The organism is Anaerospora hongkongensis (genome assembly GCF_004339805.1).
GTDB classification, from domain to species: Bacteria; Bacillota; Negativicutes; order Sporomusales; family DSM-15969; genus Anaerospora; species Anaerospora hongkongensis.
Window position 1 is genome coordinate 87,731 of the sequence record NZ_SLUI01000002.1, and the last position, 15,019, is coordinate 102,749.

A 15,019-nucleotide genomic window follows, 5' to 3' on the forward strand; every position below is an offset into this window, starting at 1 on the left:
GTAGTATACCACTATGGCAAAAAAAATTGTATCTCGCGGAGGATTTTGTCATCTTCCGGCTAATTGTAATGTATATCCTGTCAGGAGGTCATTTTGTCTATGGAACAGGTACGGCTGAAAATACCCAATGTTGACCGGGTGGGACTAGTACTTGATATCTCACAGGTACTGGCAGAGCGCCATATTAATATTATCTCTATGGAAGTGGAAATCAACACCATTTTCCTGGAAATTGCTCTCCAGCCGTTCGAAAAACCTGCTATACTAGAGCGGCTGTGCAAAATTCAGCAAGTACTTGACGTTACAGAGATTCCTTTGATGCCGCATCAGGAAAAGTCTGAACAGTTAAAAGCGGTATTAAGCTCCGTCAGTGATGGCATCATTGCAATTGATCAGCAAACCCGCGTTACCCAGTATAATCCTGCGGCCGAACGGATTATCCGCGTTCCCTGTCAGCAGCTGCTCGGCAGTCCGCTCACTGCTTTGCTGCCCGATGACCTCCCTCTGCTTGACGCGTTGCGTCATGGTACGGTGTATAACAACCGCGAAATATTCCTGGAAAAAACCAAGAGTCACTATCTAGCCAGCGGCCGCCCTGTATTTGACCAGGCAGGCCGAATTATTGGCGCTGTAGCTGTTCTAAAAGACATTGGCGATGTACGGAAGCTCATTTATACGATCACAGGCCAGCTTACCTTTACTTTTGCCGAGATCCTCTATACTTCCGATACCATGCGGCAAGTAGTGGCCATGGCTAAAACAATTGCTGCCGGCAGCTCGACTATCCTCATTCGCGGCGAAACAGGTACAGGCAAGGAATTGTTTGCCAGAGCACTGCACTCAGCCTCACCGCGCTCCGAGAAGGTTTTTGTCCCGCTCAATTGTGCTGCCATTCCTGATGCCTTGCTGGAAAGTGAGCTGTTCGGCTATGAGGATGGTGCGTTTACCGGTGCGGCCAAAGGCGGCAAACAGGGTTTATTTGAATATGCCAACGGTGGAACTTTGTTCCTTGATGAAATTGCCGAACTTTCCGGTCACTTACAGGCTAAACTGCTTCGTATCCTGCAGGACGGTAAAGTACGCCGGATCGGCAGCAACCGGGAGATTCCTGTTAATGTTCGCATATTGGCTGCCACGAACCGGAACCTGGAGGAATTAATTGACAAGGGGCGCTTTCGGGAGGATTTATATTACCGGCTGAATGTAATCCCGCTGTTCCTGCCGCCACTAAGGGAGCGAACAGTCGATATCAGCCTGCTCGCCCATTTTTTCTTACAGCGGTTTGCCGCCACTATGCAGAAAAAGGTCAATACGATTAGCGAAACTGCTCTGACAAAATTAAGCAGTTACCCGTGGCCTGGCAATATCCGTGAGTTAGAAAATGTGATTGAACGTGCCGTCAATGTTATGAACGGCTCGATCGTGCTTGCCGAGCATATTATCTTTGATCAGGATTACACGCCACGCCAGCCCGCTCTGCATCCTATTAACCAGACGCTGGAAGCAATTGTGGAAGCGGTAGAGCGCGATGTATTGCTCCGTTCGCTCCAGCAGCATAAAACATCACGTCAATTGGGCAAAATGTTAGGACTGTCTCATACAGCTGTATTAAAAAAGCTGAAAAAATATAATCTGCATCTGTAGAAATCCAAATAAGAAGGTGTTCTTCCATGCGTGCCACCAGGGCAGAAATTGATTTAGCGGCTATTCGCCATAACATTCATCAAATCCGGTCGGTACTCAAACCGGCTACCTCAATCACTGCAGTTGTAAAAGCAAATGCCTATGGTCACGGCGCTATTCCTGTCAGCCATGCCGCCCTATCAGCAGGAGCCGATTGCCTTGCCGTCGCAATTCCGGAAGAAGGCGTCGAATTACGGGAGGCTGGTTTTACAGTTCCCATCCTCATTCTGGGCCTGGCCTTGCCTGAGCAGTCGGATATCATTGCCGAACAGGAATTAACAGCAACCGTATGTACAGAAGAACAGCTGCTTGCCCTAGTTCAGGCAGCCGACCGCTGTGCCAAACAAGTGCGGGTTATGATAAAAGTGGATACAGGCATGAACCGGGTTGGACTCCGTCCGGAGAACCTGCTTACCTTTATTGAGTTAATTCAATCGTATCCGCAATTCATTCTGCGCGGTGTCTTCACCCATCTGGCTACTGCCGACGCTGCCGACAAGGGATATGCCTATCAGCAGTTGCAAACTTTTGTACAGGCTATTGAGCAAACAGCCGAGGCCAACATTTCCCTGCCTTTTATTTCGGCAAGCAATAGTGCTGCCGTTATCGACTTGCCTGACAGTCACTTCACTACCGTACGGCCAGGAATCATTTTATATGGCCTGCCGCCCTCGCATGAAATGCATCACCAGCTGGCTCTCATCCCGGCCATGAGTTTGCATACCAAAGTAGTACATGTGAAAGAAGTACTGCCAGACTCGCCCATCAGCTACGGCTGCACCTATCGCTGTTCCGAAAAAACCTGGCTGGCAACCCTGCCTATCGGTTATGCTGACGGTTATCACCGGATTCTCTCCAATAAGGCTTCCGTTTTAATTGGCGGCAAACGTCGTCCAGTCGTCGGCCGTGTCTGTATGGATCAGATTATGGTCGACATCGGTCCGGTCTGTGACGTCGCAGTTGGCGATGATGTAGTGCTCTTCGGCAAACAGGGCAGCGAGGAAATTACCGTTACCGAATTAGCCGATCTGGCCGATACGATTAACTATGAACTTTTATGCGCCATCAGCCCACGTGTGCCAAGAGTTTATGTGAATCAATAAACTGCTTTCGATAAATAGAAAAAGCGTTTAACCGGTAGTTGTCCGGTTAAACGCTTTTTTTGCTGCCTACATATTCTTTTTGATAATGCCTTCCGAACGGCTGAGCGGCTGGCCGATACTCATGTGGCCGCTTAAGGTTTCCACCGTTTTTCCTTCGACTAAGATCTGTACTTTATGAATATCAGGAAATTCGGTTAAAGTATTGACAATCGAAGCGACAATAAGCATTTCCGTAGCAGAGCCGCCGCCGTTATTTTTAATGATTTTATCTGTAAAGTCAACATAGGCAACGTGATCCCGTACAGCCAGACTCTTTAATTTGGTACCGGTAGGTAGAACCCGCACCAGCTGCTTGCTGCTTGGTTCAGCCAGCAGTAATTCCATAGCCGTTTTAGCCGGGTGATCATTTTTCTCCACCGCATGCACCTCAGGTACCAGATTCATCGCATCCTGAGTAGCAAAATATACGGTAAGACGCATTGACCCTTGACCGGCTGGCGGCTTGTCTGCAGACTGCTGCTCGGCTGCATTAGCGTTCTCGGGCTGTTTGACCATATCAGGAGTCTTCTCGTTTGCACAAGCAGTAACGAGCAATGCCAGCACCATCAAAAGAAGCAACAATAATTTACGTGTGTGAGCCATCATTGCCCACCCCCTAGTCTAGCGGCCTGGGTAAAGAACTTGTCCAAGCCGAGATAGATGCTCTGCGCCATTTTCTGCTGGAAATCGGCAGTATTCATTAACTTTTCCTCATCTGGGTTGGAAATAAAGCCAAGCTCTGTTAAAACTGCGGGCATAACGGAGCGTTTGATAACATAAAAGTTAGCTGCATTAATGCCTCTGTTTTGCAAACCGCTGGCAGGGGCAATTGCCCCTTGTATACTATTGGCCAGTAGAGCATCGTAAGGCGTCTTTTGATAATAATACGTCGCTATACCGCCTGCTATAGGATTTGTAAAAGAATTAATATGTATACTGACAAAAATATCAGCCTTATTATTATTGGCTACCGTAGTACGGGCACTTAGCTCGTCCACCGCTGAGGCATTGGGACCAAATACATCACGATCATCATTACGGGTTAAGAACACCTTGGCACCTGCTTTTTCCAGCAGCGGCTTCAACCGCTGGGCGACAGCAAGCGTGATTGTCTTTTCCATTGTTTTGTTGGCACCTACAGCGCCAGGATCGCTTCCGCCATGACCAGGATCGAGAACAATTACTTTATCTTTCAAACCGGCCGTAAAAGTAAATTTAATAGGCGGAACCTTCTGCCCAATATCGATAACAACCCGGAAAGGCTTATTATTAGCCGGATCATTGCGCAGCGTAAATACTTTATAATCCGTATCCTCCAGCATAAGCGGCAGCTGCAAAACAAGATTAGTATCCGCTCCGGCAGCAGCTACTCTGAGAGATTCAGCAATTCGACCGTCAAAGTCATAAGCACTGGCAATATCACCGGGACCTGCCCCTTTGACAACAACTGATAACTGCGGTACAGGACTGCCGGTAATTGAGGATGCCACAGTAACCGGGCCGGTCACATCCAGAACAAGCCGTAATTTGCTCTGTCCGGTAACGGCATCAATATGGTTAGCCCAGCGAAGGGCAGTAATCTGTGGTTTCGCATTCTTATCCAGTTTAGCCGAAACAGCTGCATTGTTTTTTAGATTAGGGGCCTTTACTGCCGGTTTGGCATCAGGAACTCCAACAGCCGCTTCACCACTGGCAGCAATACCAAGTTGCAGGGGAAAAATAAATATTGCCAGGGAAATAATTGTCGTAACTAACCGGTGCACTTACATACACCTCCCTATTTGCGTCTAATCTTACCCTCTTTCGCCTTTTATTGCAAAAATTCCTGCAGATATTTGTCAAAAAGCGAAGAAAATGACTGATCAGTCATTTTTCCTATCTTTCGAGAAAATACATGAGCAATCAGTCATTTTTATTTTGCTTTAAAACCCGCTGCAGCAAAGCTGCGGCTTCTTTTCTGGCAAGCGCAGTTGCCTCGGCATCGATGGCAATTTGTATCGCTAATATATCGCCCTCTGCTGCCGAATCAGGCAATCCGTCTTTGGGCCACACGACCTGATCTTCCGTATCATCAAATAGTAAAACGGCCTTATCCCCTTCAAACCGGTCGATGACTGCTTTTATTATCATCATTCTTTCTCCTTGCCGATGGTATACGTTTTGCCGTCACTGGTCACGGTTACCGTGCCATTTAGGTCAGTACGGTATATCTTGTACTTCTGTTTCTCCAGCTTCTTTAAGGTCACCGGATGGGGATGATGATAGTCATTACCTTCACCCAGCGATATAATAGCCGCTTCTGCCCCTACAGCCTTTAAAAACTCCGGCGAAGAAGAGGTATTGCTGCCATGATGTCCCACTTTGAGAATAGAGCTTTTTAATTCACTGCCACTGTTCTTGACCAACTGCAGTTCTGAGTTCTTCTCAGCATCTCCTGTGAACATCATGGAAAAAGAACCGTACATCAGCTTTGCTACTATTGAATTATTATTAAGATCCAGTTGTCCATTATCTTCCGTAAAAAACGGTTTTTGCGGAGCGAATACCTTTAATTTAGCTCCTCCGCCTATATCGATCACATCACCTGCTGCCAGCAGAGCAAAGGGAACTTTCTTTTTTTCCACGGTCTGCATATACTTTCGGTAAGTAGCGGTTGTCGTTGTCTGACCACTGTCGTAGACCTGCTTCACAGGAAAACGCTCTAAAACAGTTGTTGCACCCCCGATATGATCACTATGCGGATGAGTAAGAATCAGCCTGTCAACAGCAGTAATTCCTTCCTTGCTTAGGAGCGCTGCCAATTTTTCCTTCGCCGGTGTATCACCCGTGTCAATCAGGGTGACCTGTCCTCCCGCGCGGACCAAGATAGCATCTCCCTGTCCAATATCAAGCACTTTTATCACAAGCTGGCCTGCTGTATCGGCAGCTGCCGGTCGGCCGCTGTTGCTGCAGCCTGTCGAAAATAAGGCAACCAGTAATACAAGCAAAACTGCTGCCGGACGAAATTGCCGGCGAAACCATGTAAACATGAATCATTCTCCCTATATGTATACTTTTTTGCTACAAACTAAAAATAGGCAGTTACCCGCCTATTCACTCGCTCGCTAAATTTGAATAAGTCCCAAGCTGACACGAATGCCCTCATCGACTCTTCCCATTACTTCTTCATTCAGATGTGTTATCTTTTCTTTTAAACGCCGCTTATCGATTGTCCGTAATTGCTCAAGCAGAATAACAGAATCTTTCTCCAGGCTAAACTGCTTGGAGCTAATCTCGATATGGGTAGGCAGCTTTGCTTTGGAAATCTGCGAGGTAATGGCCGCCACAATAATCGTAGGACTATACTTATTGCCTACATCATTCTGGATAACTAAAACAGGCCGATGCCCTCCCTGTTCCGATCCTACCACCGGACTTAGATTGGCGTAATAAATATCTCCGCGCTTTACAATCATCGATTATTCACGCTCCGACAGCAAGCTGGCAGGCATCAAGTCGTATGCTTCAGCATCGGCTACCAAGCCTTCTTCAGCTAAAGCTAAGTTAATGATGGCCATCTCCTGATATCCTCTTTTCATCAAATCGCGCACCGCTTTGCGTTTGCGGTCTTCTATATACAAACGCATCGCTTCCCGAACAAACTGGCTGCGGCTGAGTTTTTCCATGGCGATGATGCCATCCACTTCCTGCAGCAAACTATTCGGGATGCTAATCATGATACGCTTCAAATCGGCCACACCCTCACCCCCGCCATTTGCAACATCCACTGTTATGATTAATTATATAAAACAGTATATAAAAATGTCAACTTTTTTATATATAAATAAATACTCTTCAAGCATAATATCCTGCTATACAACTATACCATTTTCAGTATGGCTATTTCAATGGCAAAATATGCTTTAAAATTAGCTTTGCAAGCCGGCAATAGCAGCGGGCAAGGCTTGCAGCAAATCTCCGGCAATCAATCCTACTGCTCCGGCCTGAGCAGCAATATCACCGGCCAAGCCATGGAGGTATACCCCGGCAACAGCGGCATCATGACTGGATAAGCCCTGGGCAATAAGAGCAGCAATAACGCCTGTCAGTACATCACCGGTTCCTCCGGTAGCCATACTGGCATTGCCGCTGGTATTGACAAATACTTCGCCATCAGGAAAGGCAACGATAGTCGGCGCACCTTTCAAAACGATGATGCTGCCCCATTGATTGGCCGTCCGCCTGGCGATACCGATGCGATCCTGATTGACCTGCATGGCAGACAGACCGGTAAGCTGTGCCATTTCACCCGGATGCGGCGTCAATATAGCCATCGCATCCGCCTGATGAATAACATCCATATGTCCTGCAAGTGCAACGATACCATCAGCATCAATAACCAGCGGCTTCTCGGCATTGCGGACAATTTCCCTGATAGCCGCCTGTGTTTCGTTCTGACGCCCCATGCCGGGCCCCAGAGCAATGACATCCCAGTAATTCGACAGTTCTTCCACAAAAGGAATGGACTTTAGTCCGATTGCCCCGCTAGCCAGTTCAGGCAGCGTTCTTGTCATGACCTCTGTCATTTTGGCTTCCATAATACTGCGCAGGCTATTGGCGACAGCCAGTGACACCAGACCGGAGCCAGCCCTGAGAGCCCCGCTGGCGCATAAAACAGCGGCACCGGTATAACCGTGAGATCCTGCAATTACCCCAACATGGCCATTTAATCCTTTATGCGAATCGGCTCGCCGCTTCGGAAGAAGCTGTTTGACATATCCGGCAGTTATGGTCATTTGCTGAACCGGCGCAGTTGCCAGCAGCGGCAAGGGAAGTCCAATACCATCAAGTATTACCTCGCCAGCCTGAGAGGCTCCGGGATATAACAGCAGCCCCGGTTTGGGAAGACCGAAAGTCACCGTCAAATGCGCCTTAACCGCACTTCCCTGCACTTGGCCGTTATCAGCATTAACACCGGAAGGAACATCCACAGCTACCACTCTTTTACCCGACCGGTTAATAATATCAACAATCAGGGCCAGAGGCTCACTCATCTCTCCATGGAAGCCTGTTCCTACCAGGGCGTCGATCAGACAATCGGAAAACGTCACCGCAATGCGGACTTTATCCCAATCCCGGTCGCCTGTTATTTCCATCACATCAACACCCATACGGCTTAAAACATCGGCATGTATTTGAGCATCACCTGTTATTCTGGCTTTTTCTCCAATCAAAAATACTTTAACTTTTGCTCCGCCATTAGCAAAATACCTGGCAGCAACAAATCCATCCCCGCCATTATTGCCAAGGCCGGCAAAAACACAGATTTTCTTATCTTTTATACCGCCGAGCAAACGCTCCACTTCTCTAGCTACTGCCGCACCGGCGTTTTCCATCAACACAACACCCGGTAGATGGTACTGTTCAATGGCCAATTTATCTATTTCCCGCATTTGGGCTGCTGTTGCCAGCTTCATCTTGTTTTCCTCCCCATAAGACAACCTGCGCAGCAGCATAATCGCGCGCATGAGTCACTGATAAATGTATTTCCTGCACACCTATTTGTGCAGCCAGCTCCTGATAATATCCCGATAGTTGAACAAGCGGACGGCCAAGGCTGTTGTTTTTAATCTCTACATCCTGCCAGGTACCGCCTCTCAGCCCGGTTCCCAGGGCTTTGAGCACCGCTTCCTTAGCGGCAAAACGGGCTGCATAAGAAGCGGCCCCCTGCACACCACGGCTTTCACAGTACGCTTGCTCAGCCGGAGTGAAGACACGCTCAATAAACGCTCTTCGCTTGATCGCAGCCTGAATGCGGCTTATTTCAACAATATCAATACCCACGCCTATTATCATATGCCAATCACCCTGTACTTTCCCCTGTATCTTATCAGCACCAGTCTGGTTTTGCAAACAAATATAGTATTATTTTACAAACAATTACCAGGCGAGTCAAAAAAAAATTAAAAACAAGAGCTTTCTCGACAAACTAAAAAACCTTGACATGAACGTCAAGGTTTTTTGCTTACTGACTTTTTATAGGATGATTACGCATAATTAAAATTTCTACCCTGCGGTTTTTCGCACGGCCTTCTTCCGTATCATTTCCGGCAATCGGCTGATATTCTCCAAATCCGGTAACGCTAAAGCGTGCAGCCTTTTGAGTAGGTTCCTGCATTAGCAGAAACTTCATAAAGTTAAGGGCCCGCTTCGTACTTAAGTCCCAGTTAGAAGGAAACTCATACGTATTAATCGGCACATTATCCGTATGACCGGATACAAAAAGGCGCTGGGTCATCGGGGCGAGCATCTTAGCCAGTTCTCCGGCAAAACGGCGAGATTCGGGCAGCAGGTCGGCATGACCTGATTCAAATAAAGCCGTATCCTTAATGCGTACCATCAGCCCATCTTCTGAAAGACTGGTTTCCAAATCACCGGCGAGTCCATTTTTCTGAATATAATCATCGAGCTGCTTCTTCACTTCGATTAATTGCAGCGTTTCTTCTATATACGTCCGGTCAGGCCGTATCGCCAGGCTGTCGAAGCCTTTTGAATCGGAGTCAGGCCCCTTAGGACGGGGTTGCCCCTGCGTGATCTGAGGCGGACTCTGGGTATTATCAAAAATGGATTTATCGCCACCCTGAAAAGCACTGTTGAAAGAAGTAGCCATCTGTTCAAATTTCTTCTGGTCTACTTGAGAAGAAGCAAAGAGCACAATAAACAATGCCAATAACAGCGTCAGAATGTCCGCATAGGGAATCAGCCACGTTTCATCCGTATGTTCTTCATGATGTTCTTTGCGATGTTTTCTTGACATGTTTAAGCCTCCGGCTTGCTAGGTTTCAAGGAAGCCCGTTCTTTTTGTCCCACAAATACCAGCAGTTTGGCTTCCACAGCAATAGGCGAGTCGCCAGCCTGAAGGGATAAAACGCCTTCGATCATCATGCGCTTTCTTTCCGCTTCGTGCTTAGACATAGTCTTAAGCTTATTAGCAAAGGGATGCCAGAGTACATAGCCACTAAAAATACCAAGCAAAGTGGCAACAAAAGCCGCTGCGATAGAATGTCCCAGTTTTTCAATATCATCCAAATTGCCTAAGGCGGCAATCAGACCAATAACAGCACCCAATACCCCTAATGTCGGGGCATATGTACCGGCTTGGCTAAAAATCAAAGCACCTGAACGATGTCTCTCTTCCATAGCTTGTACATCTGCTTCCAAAACGTCACCGACAAATTCGGCATCCAAGCCGTCAACAATCATACTAATACCATTGCGCAAGAAAGGATCACTTAGTTCTTCCATGCGGCCTTCCAGTGCCAGGATACCTTCCCGGCGGGCAGTTTGGGATAACTCAACAAACAGCCTGAGCAGCTCCCCTTTGGAAATCAGCTCCTGTTTTTTGAAGAGCATCTGCAGAAGTACCGGGAACTTTTTCAGATCATTCATTGCAAAACCATTCAGTAAACAGGCCGCCGTACCAACGAAAATAATAACAATTGCTGCGGGGTTATTAAGAGCAGTTAAGCTAGATCCCTTGAGCACCATTCCGACTGTAATTGTCAAAAACCCAAGGACCATACCTATAATCGTTGCTAACTCCAAGATTCAGACCTCCCACCAAACTCCAGCCTTAATAGCAAACTCTAAACAACCAACTACCAAAATTCGATTTATTCTTCACGTTCATCTTATCATTCGACAACACTTTTTGTCTACCCTGCAATGAGACCTTAGGTCTACTTACCGTGAAAATGCGACTTTTGATCTATCTGTTTGGTCATTTTACTAGGCCCCAGGAGAGGCGTTATGCCCCGCTATTATTGAATATCAAATACCTTGTTCAAGCGGGTAAGCTCAAACAGCTCCTTAACCGTACCTTTAAGTCCTGTAATTGCCACACTGCCGCCATGCTGCAGCGAACGCTTGTGAATCGCTACTAACACCCCTAAGCCCGAACTGTCAATATAGTCTACATTCGCAAGGTTTACAACAAACCGGCTGTACCCCTTCTCAATATTCATCAGTAATTTTTGACGCAATACAGCTGCCTCTTCCACATATAAGCTGCCATAAAGGCTGACAAGTACCTGACCATCCTGAATATTAATTTCCTGTCTCATTTCGACATCTCTCCTTGCTATTGATTCGTTCTAATTTAGCCAGCAAATATCACTTCGTTGCTCTATCCGGGAAATTTATGTAAATATCACGCAGACTTAATTAATATTTTTGCGCAATATGATCTCGTTGCCATCTTTGTTAAACTCGATACTATCGGCACAATACTGCATAATGGCAAGGCCCCGGCCATGCTCATCCAGTTCCTCCTCCGCCTGCCGGTTTCGGTAATCAAAACCGCGGCCCTGGTCCCGGATACAGATGGAGACTTGGTTGTTTTCCAGTGACAGAATGATCTCTACCCGCTTTTTACTGTCGCCGCCATTGCCATGAAACAAGGCATTATTTACGGCCTCATTTAACGCCACAAACAGCAGATCCCCTCTGTCCGGACAAAGCTTTAATGTAATGCTGCGAATTTGTTCCCGCACGCCGGAGAACTCAGCTAAAGATGAAACGGCATAACAATGCATGTTACCCCTCCTGATCAATACAGGTTCGTTGGTTATGACATACAACAAAATTCGTTCAAATCCTCCAATATCCTTCAGGCTTATTAATAAGTTATTGTTAAATAAAAGAACCGCCAGGCATCTGGCGGTTCTTCGATCTTTTCAAACGAAATATTCTGTTTTAGCTTCAGGGAAAAACTCAGCTGCCATGGCGGTCATAGCGGTCTTCATTTCCAGCATTACATCCTTATTATAAACGTACTTGCCGTAGCCGAACTGACCGTACTTGAACTTGCGATGCTCTTCGTCCATCGGCAGGGCAGTAGCAGGAAAAATTTCCATTATTTGATTCTTCGCCCGGTTCGTATAGCGGTGAGTGATAAATTCAAACGCCAAATCCTGCCGGACATGCCCGGGAAGCTGTTTATCAAGGGCGGCAAACAACTGGCGGTAATCCGCCTGCCATTCAGGATAATAAAAGATTGGAGCAATAATAAAACCCACCGGATAGCCCGCACGGGCAACTTTGCCTGCAGCCTCTACCCGTTCTTCCATGCCGGGTGTGGCATGTTCAAAACGGGTAATAATGTTGGCGGCATTCAGACTGAAACGAAAGCGGGTATGTCCATTGTGTTTTGCATCCAGCAGCGAATCCACATGAGAATGTTTGGTCACAAAACGAAAGCGGCCAAATTCCTGCTTACCGAAAAACTCAATTGCCTGTTTCAGCACCCCCGTAATGTATTCGGCAGGAATAGGATCCGAAGTAGCCGCCCCTTCAAAAAAAGTTATTTCCGGCTTCCGTTCCTCGATATATTTTTGTGCCTGATCCAGCACTTCCTCGATATTCACATATACGCGCATATACGGCTTGCGTCCCAGGGTAGTGGAAAGATAGCAATATTCACACATGCTGGGACAACTGGTATTTAAGGGCAGCTGGTAATGAGCCGACGGTTTGCAGCTCGCAAAATCAGTTGTCTTGCGCACACCTACCACCAGCGTCCGTTTGGCTTCCCGGAAGGCCTCCCCGGTTGTTTTCCCCGGTATGCCGGTAACTCTGTTATGAGAGCTGGTCATTGCAATTTCCACCCCCATGGCGGTAAGGCGGTCGTAAATCTCCTTGCCCAGCGGATAATGTAAGGCTTGAGGCTCAAAAAAAGCCCGTTTGGGTACAAAGGGGAGCATGACTGTCATTCCTTTCGTCCTGCTTTATCCTTTATTCTTCCCAACGGGCTGATTTTTACAGCACTTTATTTAAATCTTCCAGCAGTTCTGCTACATCAATGCCATGTATGCCGGCCGCTTTTTCCACACTTTCCCCACTAGCTGACGGACACCCGAGGCAGCCCATTCCGTGGGAGCGGAAAATGGCAATGCTGGCAGGGTATTGACGGACAATATCCCCGATAATGCTGTCTTTTGTGATTTTGTTCATCTGATATTCACTCCTTATTATTTAGCTCCGGCGACCGGATTTAACTTGTTAATTATGTTTTTATTGTACCGTTTGCCGGGCAGAAATACTGTGACTTTTATCACGTCCTAGTATTTTTTATTACAGTATTACCAGGAATTAACGAGTGTATTACCCGTCCGCTGACGACATGATAAGAGTACATTACTATAAAAAGCGAGGTGCAGCGGTTTTGCGTTTCATTCTGACTTTCCTGCTTCTTGCCTTGATTTTTATCCAGCCTGTCCAGGCTGCTCCCCAAATTATGGTCAATATACCGGAATATCGCCTCACGCTCGTAGAAGACGACAGGGTCATAAAAACCTACATAGTAGCAGTAGGTACCCACTACGAACAAACTCCCACCGGTACATACCTCCTATTAGCAAAAGAAATGTTTCCCATCTGGGTTCCCGGTTCTAAGTTTGAAGACAAAACACCCATTCCGTTTGGCCCCGAAAACCCGTTAGGAACAAGATGGATGGAATTTGCTCCGGCTTATGGCATTCACGGAACAAATAAAGGCTGGGATATTAACTATCCCGTGTCAGGCGGCTGCATCCGGATGTATAATCAGGATATTGAGGAGCTGTACGAGCATGTCGAAGTTGGTACTCCGGTTATCATTCAATACGAAACGATGGTATTGGAAGAAAAGCCGGATGGACTTTATCTGAAAGTATGGCCGGACATTTATCATCGCCAGTTGAATACTGCCGAGCATTTCGCCAGTTTATATGCAAAATATGAACAAAAGTACCCCCAGGCTCCTGCTCCGCAATTTCTGAAAGATGGTAGTAAACCGGAAAAAGCTATGACGGAAAAAATTGCTTCACCGATAGCAGCAGCGGTGCAGCCAGTGCCGACGCTGCTGCCCCCTAAACCAGAATTTCATCGTCAATAATCCTCAGTAAAAAAGCTCCTGGCCTGACAAACTGTTCAGGCCAGGAGCTTTTCTATTCTACCAGCAGCATCGTTTCCAGCCACGTTCCTGCAGCCAGCGGCGGGCTGTCTTCAGGCACGATTAGCAGCGCATTCGCCCCTATTGCCGATTTCAGCATACCATGTCCCTGCAGTTTAAGAGGTTCCACCAACAAGCCCTCCGTCCCCTGCCAGCAGCGGGACCAAACGAAGCGTCTCGCGCCGCCGCATTTGACAAACGGTATCGTGAGCTGCGCTTTGACAACTGGCCGCCACCAATTTGTCCGCCCGGCCATCTTCAACAGCGCCGGTCTAACCACTTGTTCAAACGCAACACTGGCTGCCGCCGGATTGCCGGACAAACCGATATACAGCTTTCCGTCTTTTACTCCGGCCAGCACAGGCATCCCAGGCTTCATGCTAATCCGCTCAAATAGGACTGTAATGCCCAGCTTTGCAAATATGTCACCAATCAAATCATAATCACCTATCGATGCACCACCGGTTGTAATACATACATCAAAATCCTGCGCACCGGTTATCATACCGCTGATTTCATCAATATCGTCTCTGGCGGTACCCAGCAGCAGAGGCTGCGCGCCTGCTTCCCTCACCATAGCACTCAGCATGTAACTGTTGGAGTTGCGAATCTTGCCGGGAGAAAGTTTCTCGTAAACTTCTACTAATTCACTGCCGGTAGCGAGCAGCGCCACCCGCGGCCGCCGGTAAACTAAAGGCCGGTCTATGCCAAGCACCGCCAGCATCCCCATAACTCCCATATTGATAACGCTTCCGGGAATGATTACTTTTTCCCCTGCGGCAATCTCCTCTCCCTGACGGCAAATATTGCCGTCCAGTCCCTGACCGTTCAAAACCTGAACTTGCTTATCTATCACAATCGTATCCTCAATCCGCACCACTCCGGTAGCACCAGCCGGTATAGGAGCACCGGTCATAATCCGGCAGGCGGTACCTGGCTGAACCGCTTTCTGTGAGACTTCTCCCGCCGCAACGGAATCGATCTCTGTTAATACTACCGGCCGCTCCGGCACAGCCCGTGCCGCCTCATCCGCCACCAGAGCATATCCATCCAGCGGCGAGCGGTCAAATGGCGGGAAATCACTTGCGGCAGCTACTTCCTGGGCAATGACCCGCCGCCAGCTCATTTCCAGGCTGACCGCTTCCACTTGCAGCACAGGCGCCTGATCAAGCAGCGCCTGCTGAGCGGTTTCTAATTTTACTGCCACATTGCAGCACTCCTTTTT

18 protein-coding genes are annotated in these 15,019 nt (G+C 47.7%); 3 read left to right on the forward strand and 15 right to left on the reverse strand.

Translation table 11 applies throughout. The annotated features are described in order from the left end of the window. Positions 1-99 precede the first annotated feature (99 nt). Complete coding sequence (locus EV210_RS02860; protein WP_132076304.1) at positions 100-1,644, forward strand: sigma 54-interacting transcriptional regulator; 1,545 nt, start codon at positions 100-102, stop codon at positions 1,642-1,644. 26 nt (positions 1,645-1,670) lie between these two features. Continuing rightward, entirely contained in the window at positions 1,671-2,786 is a 1,116-nt protein-coding gene (alr, locus tag EV210_RS02865) for an alanine racemase (RefSeq protein ID WP_132075327.1), read from the forward strand. 66 nt (positions 2,787-2,852) lie between these two features. On the opposite strand, the gene EV210_RS02870 is transcribed toward alr, so the two are convergent. The 14 genes from EV210_RS02870 to EV210_RS02935 all read right to left on the reverse strand — a co-directional run bounded on the left by EV210_RS02870 (position 2,853) and on the right by EV210_RS02935 (position 12,815). Next, a complete protein-coding gene (locus tag EV210_RS02870) occupies positions 2,853-3,431 on the reverse strand; it encodes a GerMN domain-containing protein (protein WP_243650412.1) in 579 nt (192 codons plus the stop codon). After that, positions 3,428-4,588 carry an N-acetylmuramoyl-L-alanine amidase family protein gene (locus EV210_RS02875; protein WP_132075329.1) on the reverse strand — a complete coding sequence of 387 codons (1,161 nt, stop codon included), beginning with the start codon at positions 4,586-4,588 and terminating at the stop codon, positions 3,428-3,430. The genes EV210_RS02870 and EV210_RS02875 overlap by 4 nt, the downstream gene beginning before the upstream one ends. Before the next feature lie 139 nt (positions 4,589-4,727). Continuing rightward, positions 4,728-4,958 (reverse strand): DUF3006 domain-containing protein, encoded by a 231-nt coding sequence (locus EV210_RS02880; protein ID WP_312198129.1) that lies wholly within the window; start codon positions 4,956-4,958, stop codon positions 4,728-4,730. Next, on the reverse strand, positions 4,955-5,854 hold the full coding sequence (locus EV210_RS02885) for a ComEC/Rec2 family competence protein (RefSeq protein ID WP_132075331.1): 900 nt from the start codon (positions 5,852-5,854) through the stop codon (positions 4,955-4,957). The genes EV210_RS02880 and EV210_RS02885 overlap by 4 nt, the downstream gene beginning before the upstream one ends. A gap of 75 nt (positions 5,855-5,929) precedes the next feature. Continuing rightward, entirely contained in the window at positions 5,930-6,280 is a 351-nt protein-coding gene (locus EV210_RS02890) for a type II toxin-antitoxin system PemK/MazF family toxin (RefSeq protein ID WP_132075333.1), read from the reverse strand. A 3-nt stretch (positions 6,281-6,283) separates the two neighbouring features. Then, a complete protein-coding gene (locus EV210_RS02895; RefSeq protein WP_132075336.1) occupies positions 6,284-6,562 on the reverse strand; it encodes a CopG family ribbon-helix-helix protein in 279 nt (92 codons plus the stop codon). Positions 6,563-6,733: 171 nt separating this feature from the next. Continuing rightward, positions 6,734-8,281, reverse strand: a complete 1,548-nt coding sequence (locus tag EV210_RS02900; RefSeq protein WP_132075339.1) for an NAD(P)H-hydrate dehydratase — start codon at positions 8,279-8,281, stop codon at positions 6,734-6,736. Then, positions 8,241-8,660: a holo-ACP synthase gene (locus tag EV210_RS02905; protein ID WP_132075343.1), complete on the reverse strand. Its 420-nt coding sequence runs from the start codon at positions 8,658-8,660 to the stop codon at positions 8,241-8,243. The genes EV210_RS02900 and EV210_RS02905 overlap by 41 nt, the downstream gene beginning before the upstream one ends. Before the next feature lie 169 nt (positions 8,661-8,829). Next, a complete protein-coding gene (locus EV210_RS02910; RefSeq protein ID WP_132075346.1) occupies positions 8,830-9,621 on the reverse strand; it encodes a flagellar motor protein MotB in 792 nt (263 codons plus the stop codon). Positions 9,622-9,623: 2 nt separating this feature from the next. Beyond that, positions 9,624-10,409: a flagellar motor stator protein MotA gene (motA, locus tag EV210_RS02915; RefSeq protein ID WP_132075349.1), complete on the reverse strand. Its 786-nt coding sequence runs from the start codon at positions 10,407-10,409 to the stop codon at positions 9,624-9,626. Between the two features lie 215 nt (positions 10,410-10,624). Beyond that, positions 10,625-10,927 (reverse strand): STAS domain-containing protein, encoded by a 303-nt coding sequence (locus EV210_RS02920; RefSeq protein WP_132075351.1) that lies wholly within the window; start codon positions 10,925-10,927, stop codon positions 10,625-10,627. A 96-nt stretch (positions 10,928-11,023) separates the two neighbouring features. Next, entirely contained in the window at positions 11,024-11,398 is a 375-nt protein-coding gene (locus EV210_RS02925; protein WP_132075353.1) for an ATP-binding protein, read from the reverse strand. 141 nt (positions 11,399-11,539) lie between these two features. After that, on the reverse strand, positions 11,540-12,574 hold the full coding sequence (gene splB / locus EV210_RS02930; protein ID WP_243650414.1) for a spore photoproduct lyase: 1,035 nt from the start codon (positions 12,572-12,574) through the stop codon (positions 11,540-11,542). 46 nt (positions 12,575-12,620) lie between these two features. Then, positions 12,621-12,815 carry a DUF1858 domain-containing protein gene (locus EV210_RS02935; RefSeq protein WP_132075355.1) on the reverse strand — a complete coding sequence of 65 codons (195 nt, stop codon included), beginning with the start codon at positions 12,813-12,815 and terminating at the stop codon, positions 12,621-12,623. A 211-nt stretch (positions 12,816-13,026) separates the two neighbouring features. Between EV210_RS02935 and EV210_RS02940 the strand changes: the two genes are divergently transcribed. Then, positions 13,027-13,737 (forward strand): L,D-transpeptidase, encoded by a 711-nt coding sequence (locus tag EV210_RS02940; protein ID WP_165898764.1) that lies wholly within the window; start codon positions 13,027-13,029, stop codon positions 13,735-13,737. 52 nt (positions 13,738-13,789) lie between these two features. Here the strand turns inward: EV210_RS02940 and EV210_RS02945 are convergent, their stop codons facing one another. Then, on the reverse strand, positions 13,790-15,001 hold the full coding sequence (locus EV210_RS02945; protein ID WP_132075359.1) for a molybdopterin molybdotransferase MoeA: 1,212 nt from the start codon (positions 14,999-15,001) through the stop codon (positions 13,790-13,792). Between the last annotated feature and the right edge of the window lie 18 nt (positions 15,002-15,019).